General features: G+C 38.9%; 30 protein-coding genes and 1 pseudogene. 28 read left to right on the forward strand and 3 right to left on the reverse strand.

Going from position 1 to position 24762, the window contains the following annotated elements:
* Positions 1–308: 308 nt before the first annotated feature.
* Together B7703_RS08050 and dapA are read left to right on the forward strand one after the other, a co-directional pair.
* Positions 309–1385, forward strand: coding sequence for an aspartate-semialdehyde dehydrogenase (locus B7703_RS08050; RefSeq protein ID WP_000542462.1), 1077 nt, complete (start codon positions 309–311; stop codon positions 1383–1385).
* 55 nt (positions 1386–1440) lie between these two features.
* Entirely contained in the window at positions 1441–2376 is a 936-nt protein-coding gene (gene dapA, locus B7703_RS08055) for a 4-hydroxy-tetrahydrodipicolinate synthase (RefSeq protein ID WP_000121608.1), read from the forward strand.
* Between the two features lie 46 nt (positions 2377–2422).
* Here dapA and mnmE read toward each other — a convergent pair whose 3' ends face one another.
* A complete protein-coding gene (mnmE, locus tag B7703_RS08060; protein WP_084924369.1) occupies positions 2423–3796 on the reverse strand; it encodes a tRNA uridine-5-carboxymethylaminomethyl(34) synthesis GTPase MnmE in 1374 nt (457 codons plus the stop codon).
* Positions 3797–3933: 137 nt separating this feature from the next.
* Entirely contained in the window at positions 3934–4116 is a 183-nt protein-coding gene (locus B7703_RS08065; RefSeq protein WP_001117401.1) for a 4-oxalocrotonate tautomerase, read from the reverse strand.
* A 123-nt stretch (positions 4117–4239) separates the two neighbouring features.
* Between B7703_RS08065 and B7703_RS08070 the strand changes: the two genes are divergently transcribed.
* From B7703_RS08070 to B7703_RS08165, 20 genes are all read left to right on the forward strand, one after another.
* Positions 4240–4830: a thymidine kinase gene (locus B7703_RS08070; protein ID WP_084924371.1), complete on the forward strand. Its 591-nt coding sequence runs from the start codon at positions 4240–4242 to the stop codon at positions 4828–4830.
* Entirely contained in the window at positions 4827–5906 is a 1080-nt protein-coding gene (gene prfA, locus B7703_RS08075; protein ID WP_050974110.1) for a peptide chain release factor 1, read from the forward strand. The genes B7703_RS08070 and prfA overlap by 4 nt, the downstream gene beginning before the upstream one ends.
* Positions 5906–6742 (forward strand): peptide chain release factor N(5)-glutamine methyltransferase, encoded by an 837-nt coding sequence (gene prmC, locus B7703_RS08080; RefSeq protein ID WP_084924373.1) that lies wholly within the window; start codon positions 5906–5908, stop codon positions 6740–6742. The genes prfA and prmC overlap by 1 nt, the downstream gene beginning before the upstream one ends.
* The gene (locus tag B7703_RS08085) at positions 6726–7328 is read left to right on the forward strand and encodes an L-threonylcarbamoyladenylate synthase (protein WP_142358203.1); all 603 of its coding nucleotides are present in this window, start codon (positions 6726–6728) and stop codon (positions 7326–7328) included. The genes prmC and B7703_RS08085 overlap by 17 nt, the downstream gene beginning before the upstream one ends.
* Before the next feature lies 1 nt (position 7329).
* On the forward strand, positions 7330–7761 hold the full coding sequence (locus B7703_RS08090; RefSeq protein ID WP_084924374.1) for a GNAT family N-acetyltransferase: 432 nt from the start codon (positions 7330–7332) through the stop codon (positions 7759–7761).
* A gap of 62 nt (positions 7762–7823) precedes the next feature.
* Complete coding sequence (gene glyA / locus B7703_RS08095) at positions 7824–9080, forward strand: serine hydroxymethyltransferase (RefSeq protein WP_084924376.1); 1257 nt, start codon at positions 7824–7826, stop codon at positions 9078–9080.
* A 7-nt stretch (positions 9081–9087) separates the two neighbouring features.
* Complete coding sequence (locus tag B7703_RS08100; RefSeq protein ID WP_000356101.1) at positions 9088–10062, forward strand: nucleoid-associated protein; 975 nt, start codon at positions 9088–9090, stop codon at positions 10060–10062.
* Positions 10062–10676 (forward strand): cell wall hydrolase Pmp23, encoded by a 615-nt coding sequence (gene pmp23 / locus B7703_RS08105; protein ID WP_084924380.1) that lies wholly within the window; start codon positions 10062–10064, stop codon positions 10674–10676. The genes B7703_RS08100 and pmp23 overlap by 1 nt, the downstream gene beginning before the upstream one ends.
* Before the next feature lie 73 nt (positions 10677–10749).
* Positions 10750–11724, forward strand: coding sequence for a DUF1002 domain-containing protein (locus B7703_RS08110; RefSeq protein WP_061589708.1), 975 nt, complete (start codon positions 10750–10752; stop codon positions 11722–11724).
* A 73-nt stretch (positions 11725–11797) separates the two neighbouring features.
* A complete protein-coding gene (rlmD, locus tag B7703_RS08115; RefSeq protein WP_084924382.1) occupies positions 11798–13159 on the forward strand; it encodes a 23S rRNA (uracil(1939)-C(5))-methyltransferase RlmD in 1362 nt (453 codons plus the stop codon).
* Positions 13160–13367: 208 nt separating this feature from the next.
* Positions 13368–13541 carry a hypothetical protein gene (locus B7703_RS08120; RefSeq protein ID WP_084924384.1) on the forward strand — a complete coding sequence of 58 codons (174 nt, stop codon included), beginning with the start codon at positions 13368–13370 and terminating at the stop codon, positions 13539–13541.
* On the forward strand, positions 13538–14317 hold the full coding sequence (locus B7703_RS08125; protein WP_084924385.1) for a replication initiator protein A: 780 nt from the start codon (positions 13538–13540) through the stop codon (positions 14315–14317). The genes B7703_RS08120 and B7703_RS08125 overlap by 4 nt, the downstream gene beginning before the upstream one ends.
* A gap of 99 nt (positions 14318–14416) precedes the next feature.
* Positions 14417–15775 carry a DNA (cytosine-5-)-methyltransferase gene (dcm, locus tag B7703_RS08130; RefSeq protein ID WP_084924387.1) on the forward strand — a complete coding sequence of 453 codons (1359 nt, stop codon included), beginning with the start codon at positions 14417–14419 and terminating at the stop codon, positions 15773–15775.
* Positions 15759–16208, forward strand: coding sequence for a hypothetical protein (locus B7703_RS08135; RefSeq protein WP_042751129.1), 450 nt, complete (start codon positions 15759–15761; stop codon positions 16206–16208). The genes dcm and B7703_RS08135 overlap by 17 nt, the downstream gene beginning before the upstream one ends.
* Entirely contained in the window at positions 16201–16581 is a 381-nt protein-coding gene (locus tag B7703_RS08140; protein WP_000566543.1) for a thioredoxin domain-containing protein, read from the forward strand. The genes B7703_RS08135 and B7703_RS08140 overlap by 8 nt, the downstream gene beginning before the upstream one ends.
* Before the next feature lie 12 nt (positions 16582–16593).
* The gene (locus B7703_RS08145; RefSeq protein WP_000840776.1) at positions 16594–16827 is read left to right on the forward strand and encodes a hypothetical protein; all 234 of its coding nucleotides are present in this window, start codon (positions 16594–16596) and stop codon (positions 16825–16827) included.
* A 2-nt stretch (positions 16828–16829) separates the two neighbouring features.
* Positions 16830–17417, forward strand: coding sequence for a CPBP family intramembrane glutamic endopeptidase (locus tag B7703_RS08150; RefSeq protein ID WP_084924388.1), 588 nt, complete (start codon positions 16830–16832; stop codon positions 17415–17417).
* Between the two features lie 222 nt (positions 17418–17639).
* Positions 17640–17903, forward strand: a complete 264-nt coding sequence (locus tag B7703_RS08155) for a hypothetical protein (RefSeq protein WP_084924390.1) — start codon at positions 17640–17642, stop codon at positions 17901–17903.
* Between the two features lie 32 nt (positions 17904–17935).
* Positions 17936–18523 carry an ATP-binding cassette domain-containing protein gene (locus B7703_RS08160; protein ID WP_084924391.1) on the forward strand — a complete coding sequence of 196 codons (588 nt, stop codon included), beginning with the start codon at positions 17936–17938 and terminating at the stop codon, positions 18521–18523.
* Between the two features lie 3 nt (positions 18524–18526).
* On the forward strand, positions 18527–19711 hold the full coding sequence (locus B7703_RS08165; RefSeq protein WP_049535367.1) for a hypothetical protein: 1185 nt from the start codon (positions 18527–18529) through the stop codon (positions 19709–19711).
* Positions 19712–19818: 107 nt separating this feature from the next.
* Here B7703_RS08165 and B7703_RS09850 read toward each other — a convergent pair.
* Positions 19819–19929 (reverse strand): annotated as a pseudogene (locus B7703_RS09850) (IS30 family transposase); the annotation flags it as partial.
* 193 nt (positions 19930–20122) lie between these two features.
* Between B7703_RS09850 and B7703_RS08175 the strand changes: the two are divergent.
* The 6 genes from B7703_RS08175 to B7703_RS08200 all read left to right on the forward strand — a co-directional run bounded on the left by B7703_RS08175 (position 20123) and on the right by B7703_RS08200 (position 24757).
* Positions 20123–20713, forward strand: coding sequence for a type IV toxin-antitoxin system AbiEi family antitoxin domain-containing protein (locus B7703_RS08175; protein WP_142358204.1), 591 nt, complete (start codon positions 20123–20125; stop codon positions 20711–20713).
* The gene (locus B7703_RS08180) at positions 20713–21549 is read left to right on the forward strand and encodes a nucleotidyl transferase AbiEii/AbiGii toxin family protein (protein WP_000492399.1); all 837 of its coding nucleotides are present in this window, start codon (positions 20713–20715) and stop codon (positions 21547–21549) included. Before B7703_RS08175 ends, B7703_RS08180 begins: the two co-directional genes overlap by 1 nt.
* Before the next feature lie 282 nt (positions 21550–21831).
* Positions 21832–22131 (forward strand): hypothetical protein, encoded by a 300-nt coding sequence (locus B7703_RS08185; RefSeq protein ID WP_000869753.1) that lies wholly within the window; start codon positions 21832–21834, stop codon positions 22129–22131.
* Positions 22121–22609 (forward strand): hypothetical protein, encoded by a 489-nt coding sequence (locus B7703_RS08190; protein ID WP_000093674.1) that lies wholly within the window; start codon positions 22121–22123, stop codon positions 22607–22609. The genes B7703_RS08185 and B7703_RS08190 overlap by 11 nt, the downstream gene beginning before the upstream one ends.
* Positions 22609–24486 carry a VirD4-like conjugal transfer protein, CD1115 family gene (locus B7703_RS08195; RefSeq protein WP_084924621.1) on the forward strand — a complete coding sequence of 626 codons (1878 nt, stop codon included), beginning with the start codon at positions 22609–22611 and terminating at the stop codon, positions 24484–24486. The genes B7703_RS08190 and B7703_RS08195 overlap by 1 nt, the downstream gene beginning before the upstream one ends.
* Positions 24487–24514: 28 nt before the next feature.
* Complete coding sequence (locus B7703_RS08200) at positions 24515–24757, forward strand: hypothetical protein (RefSeq protein ID WP_000627865.1); 243 nt, start codon at positions 24515–24517, stop codon at positions 24755–24757.
* Positions 24758–24762 lie beyond the last annotated feature (5 nt).

Raw genomic sequence — 24762 nt, forward strand, 5'->3', positions numbered from 1 at the left:
TATAATAAAAGTTATCCTGCAAAAATTTCTTATTGACAAAACCAATTATCTCTAGTAATATAATAGATGCGATGAGTCGATAGGTAGTCTTCGGACTACTATTGAGCATAAGGAGGTCATAACGCAGGAGCGGACCTTGATGAGTTGTGTGAACCTGCTCATCACATGAAGATGCCTCTTAGTCCCTGGTCTAGCGATCGGGGATTTTTATTTTCCAAAAAATGATGAAAATGCTTTGCAATTCATGGAAAAAGTAGTATAATACATCTATTATAGAAATTTTTAGAAAATTCCGAAAGAGGTTACTTATGGGATATACAGTTGCTGTAGTCGGCGCGACAGGTGCTGTCGGTGCTCAGATGATAAAAATGTTGGAAGAATCAACACTTCCAATTGATAAAATTCGTTTACTTGCTTCTGCACGTTCAGCAGGCAAGACTTTGAAATTTAAAGATCAAGATATTACGATTGAAGAAACGACTGAAACCGCTTTTGAAGGAGTTGACATTGCTCTCTTTTCAGCGGGTGGTTCTACATCAGCTAAGTATGCACCATACGCAGTTAAAGCTGGAGCGGTAGTAGTAGATAACACATCTTACTTCCGTCAAAATCCAGATGTTCCTTTGGTTGTTCCAGAGGTCAATGCTCACGCACTTGATGCCCACAACGGAATTATTGCCTGCCCTAATTGTTCAACAATCCAAATGATGGTTGCGCTTGAACCTGTTCGCCAAAAATGGGGCTTGGACCGTATCATCGTTTCAACTTACCAAGCCGTTTCAGGTGCAGGTATGGGAGCGATTCTTGAAACACAACGTGAACTCCGTGAAGTTTTGAATGATGGAGTGAAACCACGTGATTTACATGCGGAAATTTTACCTTCAGGCGGTGACAAGAAACACTATCCTATCGCCTTCAATGCTCTTCCACAAATCGATGTCTTCACGGACAATGATTACACTTACGAAGAGATGAAGATGACTAAGGAAACTAAGAAAATCATGGAAGATGATAGCATCGCAGTATCCGCAACATGTGTGCGTATTCCAGTCTTGTCAGCTCACTCTGAGTCAGTTTATATCGAAACAAAAGAAGTGGCTCCAATTGAAGAAGTCAAAGCAGCTATCGCAGCTTTCCCAGGTGCTGTTCTTGAAGATGATGTAGCTCATCAAATCTATCCGCAAGCCATCAATGCAGTAGGTTCACGTGATACCTTTGTTGGTCGTATCCGTAAAGACTTGGATGCTGAAAAAGGAATCCACATGTGGGTTGTTTCAGATAACCTTCTCAAAGGTGCTGCTTGGAACTCAGTTCAGATTGCAGAAACTCTTCACGAACGTGGATTGGTTCGTCCAACAGCTGAATTGAAATTTGAATTAAAATAGTCATATCGTTTAGGAGTTCAGATGAACTCCTTCTTTGAAATAGAGAGGTGTTTTCATGTCTTATCAAGATTTAAAAGAGTGTAAAATCATCACAGCCTTCATTACTCCTTTCCACGAGGATGGTTCTATCAACTTTGATGCCATTCCAGCCTTGATTGAGCATTTATTGGCCCATCACACAGATGGCATTCTCCTAGCTGGAACGACTGCTGAGAGCCCAACCTTGACTCACGATGAAGAGTTGGAATTGTTTGCGGCTGTACAAAAGATTGTTAATGGACGTGTTCCTTTGATTGCGGGTGTAGGGACAAATGATACGCGTGACTCTATCGAGTTTGTCAAAGAAGTAGCAGAATTTGGTGGTTTTGCTGCTGGACTTGCAATCGTACCATACTATAACAAGCCTTCTCAAGAAGGAATGTATCAGCACTTTAAAGCTATTGCAGATGCTTCTGACCTACCAATTATTATCTATAACATTCCAGGCCGTGTGGTTGTCGAATTGACTCCAGAAACCATGCTTCGTTTGGCTGACCATCCAAATATTATCGGTGTCAAAGAATGTACCAGCTTGGCAAATATGGCTTACTTGATTGAGCATAAGCCAGAGGAGTTCTTGGTCTATACTGGTGAGGATGGAGATGCTTTCCATGCCATGAACCTTGGTGCAGATGGGGTTATTTCTGTTGCATCTCATACAAATGGAGATGAGATGCACGAAATGTTCACTGCAATTGCAGAAAGCGATATGAAGAAAGCAGCGGCTATTCAGCGTAAATTCATTCCTAAAGTCAATGCCCTCTTCTCTTATCCAAGTCCTGCTCCTGTTAAGGCAGTTCTGAACTATATGGGATTTGAAGCTGGACCAACTCGTTTACCTCTTGTTCCAGCACCAGAAGAAGATGCCAAACGCATTATCAAGGTTGTCGTAGATGGCGACTACGAAGCAACAAAGGCAACTGTAACAGGGGTCTTAAGACCAGATTACTAATAAAGACAATAAAATCCATGACCGCAAGAACGATCATGGATTTTTCTTATTTTCCTAAACAGAATTGGCTAAAGAGCTGGGTAATGAGTTCATCTGGAGCAGCATCTCCAGTGATTTCTCCGAGGATTTCCCAAGTACGAGTCAAGTCAACTTGAAGCAAGTCAACTGGCATACCTAGTTCCAGCCCTTCATTAACAGCCTGTAGGCTTTCAACAGCCTTCTCAATCAAGGAAATGTGACGGGCATTTGACAAGTAAGTAGCATCTTGTTCAACCAAACCAGCATTTTCAAAGAAGAGGTTGTTGATTCTCTCTTCAATCTTATCAATGTTTTGATTTTTAAGGACTGAAATACGGATGACATCTTCTGGAAGTTCTGAAGTTTCAATTGCTTCAGGAAGATCAGTTTTATTAAGAAGAATAATACGGTTTGTATCTTGGCTAATTTCAAGAAGTTGTCTGTCTTGAGCAGTCAGTGGTTCGCTAGCGTTTAGCACTAGTAGAACTAGGTCAGCTTCCTTGAGGGCTTTTTTTGAACGCTCAACTCCGATTTGTTCCACGATGTCATCCGTTTCACGAATACCAGCTGTGTCAATCAATTTTAGTGGAACACCGTTGATGTTGACGTATTCTTCGATGACATCTCGAGTTGTACCAGCAATATCGGTTACGATTGCCTTGTCTTCACGCAAGAGGTTGTTGAGAAGGCTTGATTTCCCAACGTTAGGGCGTCCGATGATAGCAGTTGAAATTCCTTCACGGAGGATTTTGCCACGACGGGCTGTCCTAAGGAGATTGGTTAGTAATTGTTCAAACTCCATTGTCTTCTCACGGACAACAGCAGTAGTCGCTTCTTCAACATCGTCATACTCAGGATAGTCAATATTCACCTCGACTTGGGCAAGTGTATTGAGGATTTCTTGACGGGTATTATTGATAAGATCAGAAAGGGAACCATCTAATTGTTTGACCGCAATGTTCATGGCCTTGTCTGTCTTGGCGCGGATGATATCCATGACCGCCTCGGCCTGTGTCAAATCTACACGACCGTTTAGAAAGGCACGTTTAGTAAATTCACCAGGTTCAGCCAATCGAGCTCCTTCACGGATAGCTAGTTGGAGAATCTCATTGGTAACCGCAATCCCACCGTGGGTGTTAATCTCGATAATATCTTCACGAGTGAAGGTTTTTGGAGATTTCATAGCCCCAACCATGACTTCGTCCATGACTTTACCAGTTAGTGGGTCGACGATATGGCCATAGTTGAGGGTGTGACTAGCAACATTGGTCAAGTCTTTTCCTTTAAAAATTTTCTGTGCAATAGCAAAACTGTCTGTTCCGCTCAGGCGGACAATACCAATAGCCCCTTCACCTAGTGGAGTAGAGATAGCAGCGATGGTATCAAATTCACGTGTAATCATAATGTTTCCTTTAATTAATAGCTCTTTTCTTGGAAATTTTCCCAAGTATCCTTTCAAATTGTAACAAATTTGAACTATTTCTTCAATGGATGCTACTTGGAGATTGAAAAAGCCTAAGCAATTCTGCTTAAGCTAGCTTATTTGGTGCGCATTTCACCTTGAGGGAAGTAGGTTCCTTCTGGCATGTCATTGATGATGACATGGACAGCAGATTGAGGTGCTCCAGTGTTACGGACAACAGCTTCCGTTACTTCCTTAGCAAGAGCTTTCTTTTGCTCGAGCGTGCGTCCTTCAAATAAATCGATGCGTACAAATGGCATAATGGCTTCCTCCACTAGTTTTTGATTTCTTCTATTTTACCACATTTTGCCGTTTAAAGCTTAAGAAAATTATGATATACTAGAATGTAGCAAAAATTTAGAAATGGACGTGAAGCAAGAAACATGGCACAGTTGTATTATCGTTATGGGACCATGAACTCTGGTAAGACAATCGAGATTCTTAAAGTAGCCTATAACTATGAGGAGCAAGGAAAAGGTGTTGTGATTATGACCTCAGCTCTTGATACGCGTGACGGTGTTGGCTATGTGTCGAGTCGAATCGGTATGAAACGCCCTGCCATTGCGATTGAGGAAACAACTGATATCTTCGGTTATATCCGAGATTTACCAGAAAAACCTTACTGTGTGTTGGTTGATGAAGCCCAGTTTCTCAAGCGTCACCATGTTTACGACCTAGCTCGTGTTGTTGATGAGTTAGATACACCCGTCATGGCATTTGGTTTGAAAAATGATTTTCGCAATGAACTGTTCGAAGGCTCCAAATATCTCTTGCTTTTAGCAGATAAAATCGATGAGATCAAGACCATCTGTCAGTATTGTAAGAAAAAGGCAACTATGGTTTTGCGAACACAGGATGGACTGCCCGTTTATGATGGTGAGCAGATTCAGATCGGTGGAAATGAAACCTATATCTCAGTTTGCCGTAAACATTATTTTGCCCCTGAAATCAATAAGGAGAATGAAGAAAAATGAACATCTATGATCAACTACAAGCTGTAGAAGACCGTTATGAAGAATTAGGAGAGTTGCTCAGTGACCCAGATGTGGTTTCGGACACCAAGCGTTTCATGGATCTCTCAAAAGAAGAGGCTTCAAGCCGTGATACAGTGACGGCTTATCGAGAATACAAACAAGTCCTTCAAAACATCGTTGACGCTGAAGAGATGATTAAGGAATCAGGTGGAGATGCTGACTTGGAAGAAATGGCCAAGCAAGAGCTCAAAGATGCCAAGGCTGAAAAAGAAGAATACGAAGAAAAGCTGAAAATCTTGCTCCTTCCTAAAGATCCAAACGATGACAAGAATATCATCCTTGAAATCCGTGGCGCTGCTGGTGGAGACGAAGCAGCACTTTTCGCTGGAGATTTGCTAACCATGTACCAAAAGTATGCTGAAGCTCAAGGCTGGCGCTTTGAAGTCATGGAGGCTTCTATGAATGGTGTCGGTGGTTTCAAAGAAGTGGTTGCCATGGTTTCGGGGCAATCTGTTTACTCTAAACTCAAGTACGAATCTGGTGCTCATCGTGTGCAACGTGTTCCTGTGACAGAAAGCCAAGGCCGTGTTCATACTTCGACAGCAACAGTTCTTGTCATGCCTGAAGTCGAAGAAGTAGAATACGATATTGATCCAAAAGACCTTCGTGTCGACATCTATCACGCCTCTGGTGCTGGGGGACAGAACGTCAATAAGGTTGCGACAGCAGTTCGTATCGTTCACTTGCCAACCAATATCAAGGTTGAGATGCAGGAAGAACGTACCCAGCAGAAAAACCGTGAGAAGGCCATGAAAATCATTCGTGCCCGTGTTGCTGACCACTTTGCTCAGATTGCTCAGGATGAACAAGACGCTGAGCGTAAGTCGACAATCGGTACTGGGGACCGTTCAGAACGGATTCGTACTTATAACTTCCCACAAAACCGTGTCACAGATCACCGTATCGGCTTAACTCTCCAAAAACTAGATACCATTTTGTCTGGTAAATTGGACGAAGTTGTGGATGCCTTGGTGCTCTATGACCAAACACAAAAATTAGAAGAATTAAACAAATAATGAAATTAGCTCAATTATTTTCAGATTTTGAAGAAGAGTTGATAAGACAAGGAGAGGAAGCTGAAAGCCTCTCTTTTGTCTATCGTAGCCTGAAAAATCTATCTTTTACAGATTTCGTTTTTGCCCTCCAGCAGGAAGTGACGGAAGAGGAAGAAGTATTTGTAAAAGAAATTTTCCAACAGTTAGCAACTCATAAACCGGCACAGTACATCATTGGACAGGCAGATTTTTATGGAATGCAGTTAAAAGTTGATGAGCGAGTATTGATCCCTCGTCCAGAAACAGAGGAGTTGGTGGAGCTTATCCTGGCTGAAAATCCTGAGACGAATTTTTCAGTTCTGGATATCGGAACAGGTAGTGGAGCCATTGCCCTTGCATTAGCAAAAAACAGATCAGCTTGGTCGGTGACGGCAGCAGATATTTCCCAAGAGGCTCTTAACCTTGCGTCCGAGAATGCTAAAAATCAAAAACTTAATATATTTTTTAAAAAATCTGATTGTTTTGCAGAAATTTCTGAAAAATATGATATAATTGTATCCAATCCACCCTATATCTCTCGTGAAGATGAGTCAGAGGTTGGCTTGAATGTCTTGCATTCGGAACCTCATCTAGCTCTCTTTGCAGACGAGGATGGCCTAGCTATTTACTGTAGAATTGCGGAAGATGCAAAAGACTATCTCAAAGATGGTGGTAAGATTTACCTTGAAATTGGATACAAGCAAGGTCAAAGTGTTCCTGAACTTTTTAGGAAACATCTTCCTGAAAAACGAGTACGAACGCTCAAGGACCAGTTTGGTCAAGATAGGATGGTTGTAATTGATGATGGACAGGATTAGACAAGAGTTGGAAAAGGGTGGAGCGGTCGTTTTACCTACAGAGACGGTTTACGGTCTCTTTGCCAAGGCTCTAGACGAAAAAGCAGTTGACCATGTTTACCAGCTCAAACGTCGTCCTAGAGATAAGGCACTAAATCTCAATATCGCCTCTCTAGAGGACATCTTGAACTTTTCTAAGAATCAGCCATCTTATCTGCAAAAACTTGTAGAGACCTTTTTGCCAGGTCCCTTAACCATCATTCTCGAAGCCAATGACCGAGTTCCCTATTGGGTCAATTCTGGTCTTGCAACTGTTGGATTTCGGATGCCTAGTCATCCCATTACCCTTGATTTGATTCGAGAGACAGGTCCCTTGATTGGGCCGTCTGCCAATATTTCAGGTCAGGCAAGTGGAGTGACCTTTAATCAAATTCTAGAGGATTTTGACCAAGAGGTTCTGGGGCTGGAAGACGATGCTTTTCTAACTGGACAGGATTCAACTATTTTGGATTTGTCTGGAGATAAGGTGAAAATCTTACGCCAAGGGACCATTAGGCGAGAAGATATTCTCACTCAGTTGCCAGAGATTTCTTTTGAGGAGGAATAAAATGTTAAGAGATTTGCAAGAAACAGATGTGAAAGCTATATGTGACATCAACCAAGAGGCTTTGGGCTATTCTTTTAGTCCAGAGGAAACGGCTAGTCAATTAGCTAGACTATCTCAGGATTCCCATCATTTCCTTCTTGGCTATGAGGATGCAGCTAGTCATGTCTTACTTGGTTATGTCCACGCTGAAGTTTACGAATCCCTCTATTCTAAAGCAGGATTTAATATCTTAGCCTTAGCAGTTTCACCTCAAGCGCAAGGTCAAGGTATTGGTAAAAGCTTATTACAAGGGTTGGAAGAAGAAGCAAAAAGACGTGGTTATGGCTTTATCCGCTTAAACTCTGCCGACCATCGTCTGGGTGCTCACGCATTTTATGAAAAAATTGGTTATACTTGTGATAAAATGCAGAAACGGTTTATTCGCATCTTTTAGTTTAATTTTCTAATAAGAAAATTAAACTAATGGACTAGTCACACAATAAAAGGAGAAGACCTATGATTTTTGACAAAGATGATTTTAAAGCATATGATGCTGATCTCTGGAATGCTATTGCCAAAGAAGAAGAACGCCAACAAAACAACATTGAGTTGATTGCTTCGGAAAACGTAGTTTCCAAGGCTGTTATGGCAGCTCAAGGGTCTATCTTGACGAATAAATACGCCGAAGGCTACCCAGGCCGCCGTTACTATGGTGGAACTGATGTGGTAGATGTGGTAGAATCTCTAGCCATTGAACGCGCAAAAGAAATTTTCGGTGCAAAATTTGCCAATGTACAACCTCACTCAGGAAGCCAGGCCAACTGTGCGGCTTACATGGCCTTGATTGAGCCAGGTGATACGGTTATGGGGATGGATTTGGCAGCAGGTGGACACTTGACTCACGGAGCTCCTGTCAGCTTCTCAGGTCAAACCTACAACTTTGTGTCTTATAGTGTTGACCCTGAAACGGAACTCTTGGACTTTGATGCTATCTTGAAACAAGCCCAAGAAGTAAAACCAAAACTGATTGTAGCTGGTGCGTCAGCCTATTCTCAAATTATCGATTTTTCAAAATTCCGTGAAATTGCAGATGCCGTTGGGGCTAAGCTTATGGTGGATATGGCCCATATCGCTGGTTTGGTTGCTGCTGGTTTACACCCAAGTCCGGTACCATACGCTCATATCACTACAACAACGACTCACAAAACCCTTCGTGGACCTCGTGGTGGTTTGATTTTGACTAATAACGAAGAACTTGCTAAGAAAATCAATTCAGCTATTTTCCCAGGTATTCAGGGCGGTCCTTTGGAGCATGTTGTTGCTGCTAAGGCAGTTTCCTTCAAAGAAGTTTTGGATCCAGCCTTCAAGGAATATGCTGCCAATGTTATCAAAAACAGCAAGGCTATGGTAGAAGTCTTCTTGCAAGATCCTGATTTCCGTATCATTTCTGGGGGGACTGAAAACCACCTCTTCCTAGTGGATGTGACTAAGGTTGTAGAAAACGGAAAAGTTGCTCAAAACTTGCTGGATGAAGTCAATATTACCCTAAATAAAAACTCAATCCCTTACGAAACCTTATCACCATTCAAGACAAGTGGTATTCGTATCGGATCTGCAGCCATTACTGCACGTGGATTTGGTGAAGAAGAAAGTCGCAAAGTGGCTGAACTCATCATTAAAACCCTTAAGAATGCAGAAAATGAGGCTGTATTAGAAGAAGTGAGAAGTGCAGTCAAAGCATTGACAGATGCCTTCCCATTATACGAGGACTAAAATTTTTATGGACATTTATATTAAGAAAGCCATTATCCATCAGTTCAGTCCGGATGATACCGAGCTGTTTCTAGCGGATAAGTTTCTCAATATCACTCCAAAAATCGAAGAATACTTGCGTAAAAAAATTGAACGTGTGTATTCAGATGAAGCTAAGACTGGGATTTTCGAAGAAGAAAATCCCTTCTTCAATCACATCACAGACGATTTGTTGGAGACATCAGTCACACTGGCTAATCTCTGGAAAGAGGAGTTCAGCATTTCCGAAAATCTCAAGACTAATGACTTGATTTTTGTGCAATTTTCTAAAGAAGGTGTAGAACATTTCGCTTTCTTACGAATTGCCCTGCGGGAGACATTGACCCACCTCGGAGGAGAAGTTGATAATCCAATCAAGCTAACTCAGAATAACCTGCCTGGATTTGGAACGGGTGCTGACGAAGCCTTGGTGGTCAATCTTCAGAGTCGCAAGTACCATCTGATTGAAAAACGAATCAAGTACAATGGGACTTTTTTGAACTATTTTTCAGATAATCTTCTTGCTGTCGCTCCTAAGATTTCTCCTAAGAAATCTATCAAAGAACTGGAAAAAACAGCTCAGAGGATTGCTGAATCTTTTAATACAGATGATTTTCAATTTCAATCTAAGGTCAAATCAGCGATTTTCAATAACTTAGAAGAAAGCAATGAATTATCTCCTGAGAAATTGGCTAACGACCTTTTTGACAACAATCTGACGGCTCGTTTGAGCTTTATTGATCAAGTCAAGGAAGCTGTACCAGAGCCTGTTCAATTTGATGAAATTGATGCCAGTCGCCAATTAAAGAAATTTGAAAACCAAAAACTCTCCTTGTCAAATGGAATTGAGCTCATCGTTCCCAATAACGTCTATCAAGACGCCGAGTCTGTTGAGTTTATCCAAAACGACAATGGAACCTACTCTATCTTAATCAAAAATATCGAGGATATCCAAAGTAAATAATGTTTAAACGAATTCGAAGAGTGCTTGTACTAGCAGTCTTCCTTTTTGCGGGCTATAAAGCTTACCGCGTTCACCAGGATGTCAAGCAAGTCATGACCTATCAACCCATGGTGCGAGAAATCTTGAGTGAAAAAGACACCCCAGCAAACGAAGAGCTTGTGCTCGCTATGATTTATACTGAAACAAAAGGAAAAGAAGGCGATGTTATGCAGTCTAGTGAATCTGCAAGTGGTTCCACCAACACTATCAATGATAATGCCTCTAGCATTCGGCAAGGCATTCAAACTCTGACAGATAATCTTTATCTGGCCCAGAAGAAGGGGGTAGATGTTTGGACGGCTGTTCAAGCCTATAATTTTGGACCTGCCTATATCGATTTTATCGCCCAAAATGGCAAGGAAAATACCTTGGCTCTGGCCAAACAGTACTCTCGTGAGACCGTTGCTCCCTTGCTTGGCAATACCACTGGAAAGACTTATAGTTATGTTCATCCCATTTCCATTTTTCATGGAGCCGAACTCTATGTAAATGGAGGAAACTATTATTATTCTAGACAGGTGCAACTCAACCTTTACATCATTAAAACTTTCACTCTCTTTTCGACATCTGGCTAGTCCAGGTGTTTTTGCTATAAGTTTTCTTTAAGATAGATATATTACTCTAGAAAGGTAAAGGAGGGAATTCCCTATGAGAAAGAAACTCTTTCTGACCAGTGCTGCGGTCTTGTGGGCAGTAACAGCTTTGAATAGCGCCCATGCAGCAACAGATGTTCAAAAAGTCATCGATGAAACCTATGTTCAACCTGAATATGTCCTAGGTTCATCATTGTCTGAAGATCAAAAAAATCAAACCCTTAAAAAACTAGGCTACAATGCCTCAACAGACACCAAAGAACTCAAGACCATGACACCTGATGTCTATTCTAAGATTATGAATGTGGCAAATGACTCTAGCTTACAACTGTATTCATCAGCCAAGATTCAAAAGCTAGGTGACAAGTCGCCACTTGAGGTCAAGATTGAAACACCAGAAAACATCACTAAGGTGACGCAGGATATGTACCGCAATGCGGCCGTAACTTTGGGTGTGGAACACGCCAAAATCACTGTAGCAGCACCCATTCCAGTTACAGGTGAGAGTGCCTTAGCAGGGATTTACTATTCACTTGAAGCTAATGGAGCCAAGGTGCCACAAGCCAACAAAGATTTGGCTCAAGAAGAGTTGAAGGCCTTGTCCGATATCAATGCTGAAAACAAGGACAAGTCAGGCTATGATGCTAATAAATTAAATGTTGCCCTAGCTGATATCAAGTCAGCACTCGCCAAAGCTAAAGAAAGTAAGGGAAATCTGACAGAGGAAGATGTCCGTAAAATTGTTGAAGATACCTTGAAAAATTACAAACTTGATCAGGTTATAACAGGAAACCAGATCAATATTATCATCAATTTTGCTTTGAATCTCTCAAAGAGTGATATCCTCAGCAATGCAGACTTCACTAAAACCCTGAATGACCTGAAACAAAGTATTGTTTCACAAGCTGGCGACAGTTTTAAAAATATCAACCTTAACTTTGATGCGGATAAGGCGCTAGAGGACGGCGGCAATTTCCTAAGCTCCCTCTGGCAAGCCATTGTCAACTTCTTCAAGAGTTTTGGTTCTTAAGAAATTTCATGGTATAATAGATGGTAACCGTAACGTTGCCGTCTTTTTTATCGGCCAATAGAAAGAGAAGAGAATGTTAAAGAAAAATGATATTGTAGAAGTTGAAATTGTCGACTTGACCCATGAAGGGGCAGGAGTTGCCAAGGTTGATGGTTTGGTCTTTTTTGTCGAGAATGCTTTACCGAGTGAAAAAATCCTCATGCGTGTCCTCAAGGTCAATAAAAAGATTGGTTTTGGGAAAGTTGAAGAATACCTTGTCCAATCACCATACCGTAATCAAGATCTAGATTTGGCTTACCTGCGTTCAGGAATCGCGGATTTAGGTCATCTTGCCTATCCAGAACAGCTCAAGTTTAAAACCAAGCAAGTTAAGGATAGTCTATACAAGATTGCTGGAATTGCAGATGTAGAGGTTGCTGAAACGCTTGGCATGGAAAATCCAGTCAAATATCGCAACAAAGCTCAGGTGCCTGTTCGTCGAGTAAATGGTGTCTTGGAAACAGGATTTTTCCGTAAGAATTCGCATGACCTCATGCCTCTAGAAGATTTCTTTATCCAGGATCCTGTGATTGATGAGGTAGTAATAGCCCTACGAGACTTGCTCCGCCGTTATGATTTGAAACCTTATGATGAAAAGGAACAAGCTGGCTTGATTCGGAATCTTGTGGTGCGTCGTGGCCACTACTCAGGACAAATCATGGTGATTTTGGTAACTACTCGTCCTAAAGTTTTCCGTGTGGAACAATTGATTGATCAACTAATCAAGCAGTTTCCAGAGATTGTGTCTGTTATGCAAAATATCAACGACCAGAATACAAATGCGATTTTTGGTAAGGAGTGGCGCACACTTTATGGACAAGACTTTATCACTGATCAGATGTTGGGAAATGACTACCAAATCGCTGGACCCGCTTTTTACCAAGTCAATACTCAAATGGCAGAGAAGCTTTATCAAACAGCCATTGACTTTGCTGCATTAAAAGAAGACGATGTGATCATTGATGCCTATTCTGGTATCGGGACGATTGGTCTTTCTGTTGCGAAACATGTCAAGGAAGTCTATGGTGTCGAAGTGATTCCAGAAGCGGTTGAGAATAGCAAAAAGAATGCTCAGCTAAACAATATTTCAAATGCCCACTATGTTTGTGACACAGCTGAAAATGCTATGAAAAATTGGCTTAAAGATGGAATTCAACCAAGCCTTATACTAGTGGACCCACCAAGAAAAGGACTCACAGAAAGCTTTATCAAGGCAAGTAGCCAAACAGGAGCCGACCGCATCGCCTATATCTCATGTAATGTCGCCACCATGGCGCGTGATATCAAACTCTACCAAGAATTGGGATATGAGTTGAAGAAAGTTCAGCCAGTGGATTTATTTCCTCAAACGCATCACGTGGAGTGTGTAGTGTTGCTACAACGAAAAAAAGGGTGAAAATCCTTGATTTTAAGCTATTTTACAAGCATTTTGTCTTTGTAGATAAAGGCAATTTTGACGTCAGAAAAGTCCTAAAAAGGCACATAGATGTATATGTATTTGTAGATGTCGTTTGCGCATCGGAAAAATGAATACAACAATAAATATTTATCTAAAGAGAGAACAATTGTATATTGTTCTCCTTTTTTTATTTTCAGGAGGGAAAATGACAAAAGAATTACAATCATCACGCTATATTGTCATTTCATTTTTAGTACGTGAAATGGGAATTGACATTGTTGAAGCCATATCTCTTATGGCTGAATTGGAAAAAAGTGGCTTGGTTCGCTTGGAATCAAGCGGAGATTTAACACTCAAAGAACTTGGAGGTGAGCTATGAAACGAATTACCGCAAATCAATACCAAACTTCAGAACGATATTACAAATTACCTAAAATTCTTTTTGAGGATGAGAAATATATGGATATGAAACTAGAAGTAAAGGTGGCTTATTCTATTTTAAAAGATCGTTTAGAATTATCTCTTAGTCGTGGTTGGATAGATGAAGAAGGAGCAGTCTATTTAGTATTTTCTAATTCTAAACTGATGAGGCTGTTAGGTTGTTCGAAGTCAAAATTACTGTCCATCAAAAAAATTCTTAAAGAATATGACCTAATTGATGAAGTCCAACAGTCTTCAAGTGAGAAAGGAAGACTAGCTAATAAGATTTATTTAGGGGAATTATCTTCTACCCCAGTAGGTAATTCAAACAGGGCTAGTGTTAAAAAAAGACTAGGGCAGGTTGAAAATGAAACGGCCCCCGTCTCATTTTCAGCCCCTAGTGAGACTGAAGTTAGTGAGACTAAATATAGTGAGACTGATTCTTTATTTATTGAGGATGAGGAGGATAGGAATACTAAACCTATCTTGAAAAGAAAAGTAGAAAAGGTCACAAAATATGATCGAGATTATATTTGGGGATTGGTACAAGATCAATTTAGACGAGAAGGTTTTTCTGAAACAGCCAGTGAAATTGCTATGACGGATTTTGAGAGAATCTATCAGTATGCTCTTGACAATGTTCGCTTTGTTAGACGTGCGGAAGTGCTTGCTGAATTTGTGTTTAATGGTCTATATTCCGTTTGGAACAACCGTGTTAGAAAAGGAGGTGGTTAAAATGTCGCCAATCGAGTGGATATTAGTTATGCTTATTGTCATTTCAAGTGGTGTGACTATTCGGACATTGATAGTCGATCAGAAAGGGGTGATAAAGAAATGAAATTTATTGATTTATTTTCAGGTATCGGTGGTTTTCGACTAGGAATGGAAAGTGTCGGACACGAGTGTATTGGATTTTGTGAGATTGATAAATTTGCTAGAGAATCTTATAAGTCCATTTTTCAAACGAAAGGAGAAATAGAATTTCATGACATACGAGATGTTTCAGATGACGAATTTAAAAAACTTAGAGGGAAAGTCGATGTCATCTGTGGGGGATTCCCTTGTCAAGCATTTTCAATCGCAGGAAGACGATTGGGATTTGAAGATACTAGAGGAACTTTGTTCTTTGAAATTGCTCGGGCGGCCAAACAAATCCAACCACGTTTTCTTTTTCTTGAAAATGTTAAAGGCCTACTCAATCACGATAAGGGACGGACGTTCACCACAATCCTTACCACACTTGATGAGTTGGGGTTTGATGTTGAGTGGCAGGTGCTTAACAGTAAGGATTTTGGCGTTCCCCAAAACAGAGAGAGGGTGTTTATTATCGGACATTCTAGAAAGAAAGGTACCAGACTCTTATTTCCTTTCAGACGAGAAGGTCAAGCAACTAACTCTGAGACTTTGAAAGCACTAGGGAATTTGAATCCATCAAGAAGTGGAATGAGTGGTAAAGTCTATTATTCAGAAGGTCTTGCGCCAACCTTAGTTCGTGGAAAAGGAGAAGGATTTAAAGTTGCGATTCCTTGCATTACACCAGACAGATTAGAAAAGAGACAAAATGGTAGACGTTTCAAGGATAATCAAGAGCCAATGTTTACTTTAAATACTCAGGATCGCCATGGTATTGTCGTTGTTGGAGATTTACCAACTAGTTTTAAGGAAACTGGTCGCGTCTATGGAAGTGAGGGCTTATCTCCAACACTGACTACAATGCAAGGTGGAGATAAAATCCCCAAAATACTAATTCCAGAACCAATCCAATTTCTAAAAGTACGGGAAGCAACGAAAAAAGGATATGCTCAAGCAGAAATTGGGGATTCAATCAATTTAGAAAGACCAAGTTCTCAGTATCGTCGTGGTAGAGTTGGAAAAGGTATAGCGAATACGTTAACAACTAGTGGGCAAATGGGAGTAGTAGTTGCTAGCTATGAAGGAGAAGATAAGCAAGTTTATCATGTAGCCGGTGTCTTAATAGATGGACAATTTTACCGTTTGAGAATACGACGAATCACTCCTAAAGAGTGTTTTCGCCTGCAGGGTTTTCCTGATTGGGCTTTTGAAGCTGCTAGAAAAGTCTCTAGTAATAGTCAGCTCTATAAACAAGCTGGTAATAGTGTAACCGTTCCTGTGATTGCCGCAATCGCAAAGAAATTAAAAGAAATAGAGGAAAAAGATGAAAGCATTAAATAAAGAGTCAATACTATATTGTGATGAATTAGAAACAGAATTACATGATGCAGAAATGATGCAATTGGATGAACAAATATTTTTGATGCCCAATTATCCATGTGAGTTTGAAGTAAAATTTTTAGATTATTACCATAAAAAACACAATTACCCACTATTTTATGAATCCTATCTTCAAAACATTATGGAATTCCTTGAAAGTCAGGATATAAAGAACGGAGCTGATGCCTTTGTAGATGATAATCATAATCTTGTTTTTGTTTTATATGGGCAAGGCTATCGAGCCGAGGGAAAAGAGGGAATACTTACAACCCAAGTAACTGTAAAAGCTTATGATGAAGACAAGAAATCAGTTAACTTCTCAAATTTATTAGATTCCTTAATCGTTTCAGAATATCAAATGGAACCGAATCTTTGGGAGGTCTCCCATGATTGATCTCTATCTAAGTAAAAATAGCCAAAGAAATCAACTTCTTTTAGACTTCTTCCAAAACTATGGCATCGAGGTATCTTGTCATTCAGTTTCTGAAATGACAAAGGACAAATTAATTGAGATGATGAGCTATTCTTCAGATTGTTTCGAGTTTTTATCTCCAAATTTATTACGTTTTAAGAATCGAGATAACCTAAAATTAACAGATTTCATCGAAATGATATTAAAAAATCCTGAACTAACCATCAGACTTCCTCTTGCGGTTTCAAATAAGCGAGTTTATCCAAATCTGAATCTGGAGGAGGCTAGAGCTTTATTGCCAAGAGATACGAAACAATTGATTTACATGGCACAAACACATTATTTATCTAACTAAAGGAGAAGCAATATGGCTGAACGATTTTGGGAGAACTTGTCCATTATTTTGGCTGAAAGAAATATTAGCTGGATTGAGTTAACCAGAAAAATGTTTGCGGGAGAGTTTCACTATCCAAGTGAATTGAATCGTCTGTATCAAAAGATTCGCCACTATAAGATGGAACAACGAATGCCTCAAAGTCCATGGGTAGAAAGGATTGTGCAGGTATTAGATTTAGATTATGAAGATTTATTTCGGAGGTAACTATGAAAAGAATAATTCCAGTTTATATATTCCAACAAGTTAATGTCCTATTGCTATCCCTATACTTACTGAAATTGCTTTGTATCGGTGAGTTAACTATACTACAGATTTTTTATTGTGCGTCGCTCATTTCTTTTTTATGGATGTATGGTCAACGTAAACAAGCGCATAAAATCGATATGAAATCTAGGATGAAATGGCTTGGTATTGGATTAGCTAGCCTAATGATTATAAGTCTATGTTTTAGCCTAATCCATGCTCAAGGAACCACGAATCAAGCAAACTTAATTGGCCTTCAACATCAAGTTCCTTGGTTTTCATTTTTATTGTTTTTAATCAATGCGAGTATGGTTGAAGAATTTCTGTATCGAGAAATTTTATGGAACTTGGTTAGAAAATTAGATATTCGAGTTGCTTTGACAAGTGTTTTGTTCGCCTTAGCTCATCATCCAGGAACCATTCTAGCTTGGTGTTTATATGTTTCATTGGGGATGTTTTTAGGTATGGTGCGCTATAAATCTGACTTATGGGGCAGTATGGGGCTACATTTGGTGTGGAACCTACTAGCTTATAGTTTGCTGCTTTTTTAAAATAGGTGACCTGATTTATTTAGGTAGCTTCTAAATCTAACTTCCAGTTTCCCACAATCCGTCCTCTTTTTTGGACAGTTGCTACAGACAATGGGAGTTATTTTGAGAAGTTACGAATGTTATATATTATTAAAATAAATCCAAAAAACTATTGCATAACAGATAAAAAAATGATATAATTAAAGCGCTTTCGGAAGTAAATAAATTAGCGAGGTGAAAACCATGAAAAAATCAGCAAAAGTTGTTTTATTAGCTAGTTTGTTATCTATTGGTCTTTTTCAGTCTAGTGTATCTGCTGAGAGTGTTCTTAAAAGTTATCGGTATGATTGGAATCTCTTCTATAGGTATAGTATGAATTACCATTTACATAGATATAAGGTCATTCCGGAATGGTCTCATTATTATAGCTATTCTGAGTATAAAGTTGGTTATGGCTGGAATTTCTATCGTTATGAGGTCATAAACAACTATACTGGAGGTTATTAATCCTTAAAGAGTGAGAAAAAGGAGGGCTGGATATGTTAACTCTTACTCATGTTACCTTAAAAACGCGACAAGTCATCTTGCAAGATGCGGATTTCACCTTTAAAAAGGGTAGGATTTATGGCCTTCTTGCTATCAATGGCTCTGGGAAGACGACCCTATTCCGAGCTATGAGCAAGCTGCTTCCCCTTAGTAGTGGACATATCGCAGCCTCTCCTTCTTTATTTTATTATGAGAGCGTTGAATGGTTGGATGGAAACTTAAGTGGGATGGACTACCTTTGTCTCATAAAAAATATCTGGAAGTCAGACCTAAACTTGAGGGATGAAATCACCTACTGGGAAATGTCTGACTATATCAGCCTTCCCATCCGCAAGTATTCCTTAGGGATGAAGCAACGCTTGGTGATTGCCATGTATTTCCTGAGTCAAGCGAAATGCTGGCTCATGGATGAGATTACCAATGGTTTAGACGAGTATTATCGACAGAAGTTTTTTGATAGATTGGCACAAATCAATAGGCAAGAACAGCTGGTTCTTTTGAGTTCCCACTACAAAGAGGAGTTAGTGGAGATTTGCGATAGCATGGTAACCATTCATCAGGGGCAGATAGAAGAGGTTTAGTTTATGAAAGATGTTAGCCTATTTTTGTTAAAGAAAGTTTTCAAAAGTCGTTTAAACTGGATTATCTTACTTTTATTTGCATCTGTACTCGGTGTTACCTTTTATTTCAATAGTCGGACTGCAAACTCATTCAGCTTGGAGAGCAGGTTGGAAACTCGTATTGCAGCCAACGAGAGAGCTATCAATGAAAATGAAGAGAAGCTCTCCCAAATGTCTGACACCAGCTCGGAGGAATACCAGATTGCTAAAAGTGATTTAGACTTGCAAAAAAATCTTTTGACGCGAAAGACAGAAATTCTGACTTTATTAAAAGAAGGGCGCTGGAAAGAAGCCTACTATTTGCAGTGGCAAGATGAAGAGAAGAATTATGAATTTGTATCAAATGACCCGACTTCTAGCTCTGAATTAAAAATGGGGGTTGACCGTGAACGGAAGATTTACCAAGCCCTGTATCCTTTGAACATAAAAGCACATACTTTGGAGTTTCCTACCCACGGGATTGATCAGATTGTCTGGATTTTAGAGGTAATCATCCCAACCTTGTTTGTGGTTGCTATTATTTTTATGCTAACACAACTGTTCGCAGAAAGATATCAAAATCATCTCGATACAGCTCAGTTATATCCTTTTTCAAAAGTGACATTTGCCATGTCCTCTCTTGGAGTTGGAGTGGGATATGTAACTGTGCTGTTTATCGGAATCTGTGGATTTTCTTTTCTAGCGGGAAGTCTGATAAGTGGTTTTGGACAGTTAGATTATCCCTATCCAATCTATAGCTTAACGAATCAAGAGGTGACTATTGGAAAAATACAAGATGTGTTATTTCCTAGCTTGCTCTTAGCTTTCTTAGCTTTTATCGTCATTGTGGAAGTCGTCTACTTGATTGCTTACTTTTTCAAGCAAAAAATGCCTGTCCTCTTTCTTTCCCTCATTGGGATTGTTGGCTTGTTGTTTGGTATCCAAACCATTCAGCCTCTTCAGAGTATTGCCCATCTGATTCCCTTTACTTACTTGCGTTCAGTAGAGATTTTATCTGGAAGACTACCTAAGCAAATTGATAATGTCAATCTAAATTGGAGCATGGGGATGATCTTACTTCCTTGCCTGATTATCCTTTTGTTAGTGGGGATTCTATTTATCGAAAGATGGGGAAGTTCACAGAAAAAAGAATTTTTTAATAGATCCTAGCTTTCCTATAGGGAAAATAAGTAAAAACTAACATAGAGAGGGAATCAACTTGATTCTCTCTTTTTGATGCGGACATCAAGAAGAAAACGCCAAATTTCAAGTTCAAGTTAGCAACCAAGAAGAAATTCTCTAGGAGACTTGTAGTGCAAGCATTTTTTAGGATAGTTATTAATCCAATTTTCGATGAATGCGACTTCTTTGGGAGTCGTTTTCTTAGTTTCCTGAAGTATGGGGCTACATTTGGTGTGGAACCTATCAGTCTATATCTTATTTTTTCTTTAATAATAGCTGGTCTGTCTTACGTATGGATTGATTTTGAAATAAAAAAACTAAATGAATTGATTTTAAAGAAATAAAATGCTAACATATATAGAAGATGTTAGTATTTTGTTTCCAAGAAAGGAGAATGATATGGTTGATAAAAGAGAGAAACTGATGAACTCTTTCAATCAGTATGGTTTTTTAACTTTTAAACAAGTAATGGATGAAAATTTACACTACAAAACCTTATTAAAAATGGTTAAAGAAGGAAAAATCGATGCTGAAGAAAAAGGGTTATATCGCTTACCTGATATTTATTTAGATGAGTGGTTTGTCCTTCAGTATCGATTTCCAAAGGGAATCTTTTCTTTGGAGACAGCACTTTGGTTACATGGTTTATCTTTGACTATCCCTTTTAACATGACGATGAGTTTTCCTTATGGTACGAATACCAAAAACATTAAGGAAGCAGATATATGTCCTATTATCTTACGTTCTCACTATAGTGAAGGAATTATTGAAATAGAGCGTCTTCCTGGTCAATTTATTAAAGTTTATGAAGTTGAACGAGTTTTGGTTGAATGTCTAAGACCAGTTCATAAGGTGGATCTTCAAATTATTGCACCAGCGTTTAAAAAATATTTTCAACAAAATCAAATTCATTTACACAAATTATTTTATTATGCCCAGCTATTTAAAGTAACTGATAAGTTACAATCTTATACGGAGGTGCTATCTTAATGTTTTCAAATGCGAATAGCTTTAAAGCAAAAATCAAAAATATCTCAAAAGATAAGGGAATTCCAGCTCAACAAGTACAACAACATTATTTAATTGAGCAAGTGTTAAAGCTGATTTCTACTAGTTCTTACAGAGATTCCTTCATTGTAAAAGGAGGGTATCTAATAGGTCAAATGATTGGACTAGATAAGCGAACCACAATGGATTTAGATGTTACTCTGAAGGGAACTGAAATGAGCAGAGAAAATTTGATTCATATCTTTGAAGAGATTCTTTGTTCTAAAACTGATGGATTTTCATTTTCAGTAGATAAGCTAGAACCTATTCGCCAAGATGATGAATATGGAGGATTTTCATTAAAATTAAATGCAACTTTTGATACATTAAAGGAGGTTGTTTTTATTGATATTACTACTGGTGATAAGATCACACCAAGAGAAATTACTTATTCAATGACTTCTATCTTTACTAATGAAAGCATCAAGATATGGACATATAATCTAGAGACTGTACTTGCTGAAAAGTTAGAAACGATCATTAGTAGAGGCTTAGCTTCGACACGACCACGTGATCGATATGATCTTTTCACTTTGTATAAACTTAGAAAAGAAGAGATTAATCTTGAAGTATTAAAAAATGCACTTGAAAATACGGCAGAAAAACGTAAAAGTAAAGATACTATTTATAATTGGGAAGAACAAGTGAGAGGAATTGAAATTTCTGATTATCAGAAAGAGCTATGGATTCGTTATCAACGCCAATTTAAGTATGCTAAAGATATCTCATTTGATAACTCTGTTCAGGTTATTAGGGAAATTATGCAACAAATATTTTAGTACAAAAGTAACTCATTAGTAAAGCAGTGAGTTGCTTTTTTTATTCCAATAACTCCAAAAATGTGATAAAAATTTCAACTACTCTTATCTATAATAAAGCTACCTGTTCTTTGAAAATTGAATCCACTCCGTCTTGATTAGCGTGCCTGTGTAAGTAGGGACTGAGAGTATTTCCCTGTGAAGGGCAACTGGCACAAGACGTGTGTGAGAATTTTCTAACAGACACGGAGTTTATCGTTACCAGACTTAAACGATGCGACAAACTAGATAAAGGAGTTAATCATGAAGGTAGTAAACTTGTATGATTTGAAACAAATGGGAAATAAAGGTGGCTGTACCATCCAATTGATTCATCACTTTCCTTTTGGTATGGGCTTAGGACATCTCAAAAAAGACTACATTGAATTTAAACGTGTTGGTATCTTTGATGGGAAAGCAGTAGAAGTTACTCTTCGAGAACCTTATTCGAGAGATCTACTGCAGGTTGTCAAGTCGATTAAGCAACGTCAGAAATTGATAGCTTATCGCTATAAAGAAGGAAAGCTGCTATTTGTGAAGAAGGAGGCATCAGATGTCCTCTGAACAACAGGAACGAATGGCAGTTCAATATGCAGAGCGTAGTCTTTTATTTACTGTAAAAAGTCTTTTAAAGATTCTAGAATGGTCTAGACGTCAGGCTTTAGCACAGGATTCCGCCTATAAGATAGGGGTGCAGAAATTAGAAGAATTGCTACAATCTCCCTATGCGATTGATACGATTAATCTGAAAAAAGATTTTTTAGACAAACCAATTGATATAGAGAAATTTAAAGCTTTTTTAGAAAAAGAAGAGATTCCTTTAGCCATCGCTTGGCAAGGGGATTCTCTACATTTCTACACGAAAGACCGTTCGATTCTAGACAATCATTTAGACCATCTGTTAGAAAAAATGGTTAATGATCCGGAGAAATTAGCTGATTTTACCATGGATAAGTCATTAGACGATGCAATTGATGAGGCTAAATCCCAAATTACCTTTAGACAAGAAGGTGCCGTCAAACAGAAAGAGATGGTGAGATGATGTACAGTGGAAAGAAATTCCTACTATTCTCACTGTTAGGTATCTTACTAGGCTATCTTTTTCATCGTTTGACGCTTTTGTATGATTCCTATACTGGAAATACCTTAGATAAATGGAGTCGTCTCCTGATGGAAGGTCAAGATGAAGTTCTTCAGTCGCCATGGAATATTTCTTTTACTGGAAAATCAAGTGCTTTTTTTCTACTAGGCTTTGTGATGATGTTGCTGGTTTATCTCTATTTAGAGACTGGTAAAAAACAATACCGAGAAGGGGTAGAATACGGGAGCGCCCGTTTTGGAACTCTAAAAGAAAAGAAGCTCTTTTACGGTAAGGAATTTTCTCATGATACGATCTTAGCACAAGATGTTCGTTTGACATTATTAGATAAAAAACCACCCCAATTTGATAGAAATAAGAATATTGCGGTGATTGGAGGTTCAGGAAGTGGGAAGACATTTCGCTTTGTGAAACCCAATCTGATTCAGATGAATAGTTCTAATATTGTAGTGGATCCTAAAGATCACTTGGCCGAGAAAACAGGCAAACTCTTTTTAGAACATGGCTACCAAGTAAAGGTGTTAGATTTAGTCAATATGAAGAACTCAGATGGCTTCAATCCTTTTCGCTATATAGAGACAGAAAATGATTTGAATCGCATGCTGACGGTTTATTTTAATAACACTAAAGGCTCTGGATCTCGTAGTGATCCATTTTGGGATGAAGCTTCTATGACTTTGGTACGAGCTTTAGCCTCCTACTTGGTCGATTTCTATAATCCACCCAAAACAAGAGAACAGCTCATAGAAGAAAGTCGTTTAAGTCAAAAAGAATACCAAAACTTGTTGAAACGTCAAAAAAAAGAAGTGGAAAAGCGAAAAAAACGAGGGCGTTATCCAAGTTTTGCTGAAATCTCAAAACTCATTAAACACTTATCAAAGGGTGAAAATCAAGAAAAAAGTGTCTTAGAAATTCTATTTGAAAATTATGCTAAAAAGTATGGGACTGAAAATTTTACCATGCGAAATTGGGCAGATTTCCAAAATTATAAGGATAAGACTCTGGATTCTGTTGTTGCTGTAACCACTGCTAAATTTGCCCTCTTCAATATTCAAAGTGTCATGGATTTGACCAAAAGAGATACCCTTGATATGAAGACATGGGGCAAGGAAAAATCAATGGTTTACCTAGTTATCCCAGATAACGATAGTACCTTTCGCTTTCTTTCAGCCCTCTTTTTTTCAACCGTATTTCAAACCCTAACAAGACAAGCAGATATTGATTTTAAGGGTCAATTGCCTCTTCATGTGAGAGTCTATTTAGATGAGTTCGCAAATATCGGAGAAATTCCAGATTTTGCTGAACAAACCTCAACAGTCCGTTCTCGAAATATGAGTCTCGTTCCCATTCTTCAAAATATTGCCCAACTTCAAGGGCTCTATAAAGAAAAAGAAGCTTGGAAAACCATTTTGGGGAACTGTGATAGCTTAGTCTACTTAGGTGGGAATGATGAAGATACCTTTAAATTTATGAGTGGCTTACTCGGTAAACAAACCATTGATGTTCGAAATACTAGTCGTTCCTTTGGCCAGACAGGTTCAGGATCCCTTTCTCATCAAAAGATTGCTCGTGATTTAATGACACCTGATGAAGTCGGAAATATGAAACGGCATGAATGCTTGGTTCGAATTGCCAATATGCCAGTCTTTAAAAGCAAAAAATACAATTCCACTAAGCATCCAAACTGGAAGTACCTAGCCAATCAAGAAACCGATGAACGGTGGTGGAACTTTCAAATCAATCCTTTGAATCAAAGTCAAGAAAACCATCTTGAAGGCCTTAGAATTCGTGATCTAACTTTTGAATCTAGTTTAAAATAAGAAAATAAAAATAGAAAAGAGGAAATAGATGATTACGCATTTTAAAGGTTTCGTTTATGGAGTAGACGCAAGTGCTATGTTTGCACAAGCTATGTCTTTGTTACAGAAGGGATTGATTGCGGTTGGTGCCTTTCTCGTTGTTGTAGGGATTGTCAACCTTGCAACCAATATTAAAGATGGTGGACCAGGTGTTCGGAATGCCATTCTTGAAATTGTCGGTGGTGTTATGGTCGGGGCTGCTGGAGCCTTTGTAACTCAAATTTCAATTTAGGAGGA

Source organism: Streptococcus mitis, assembly GCF_002096735.1.
Taxonomy (GTDB): Bacteria; Bacillota; Bacilli; order Lactobacillales; family Streptococcaceae; genus Streptococcus; species Streptococcus mitis_CZ.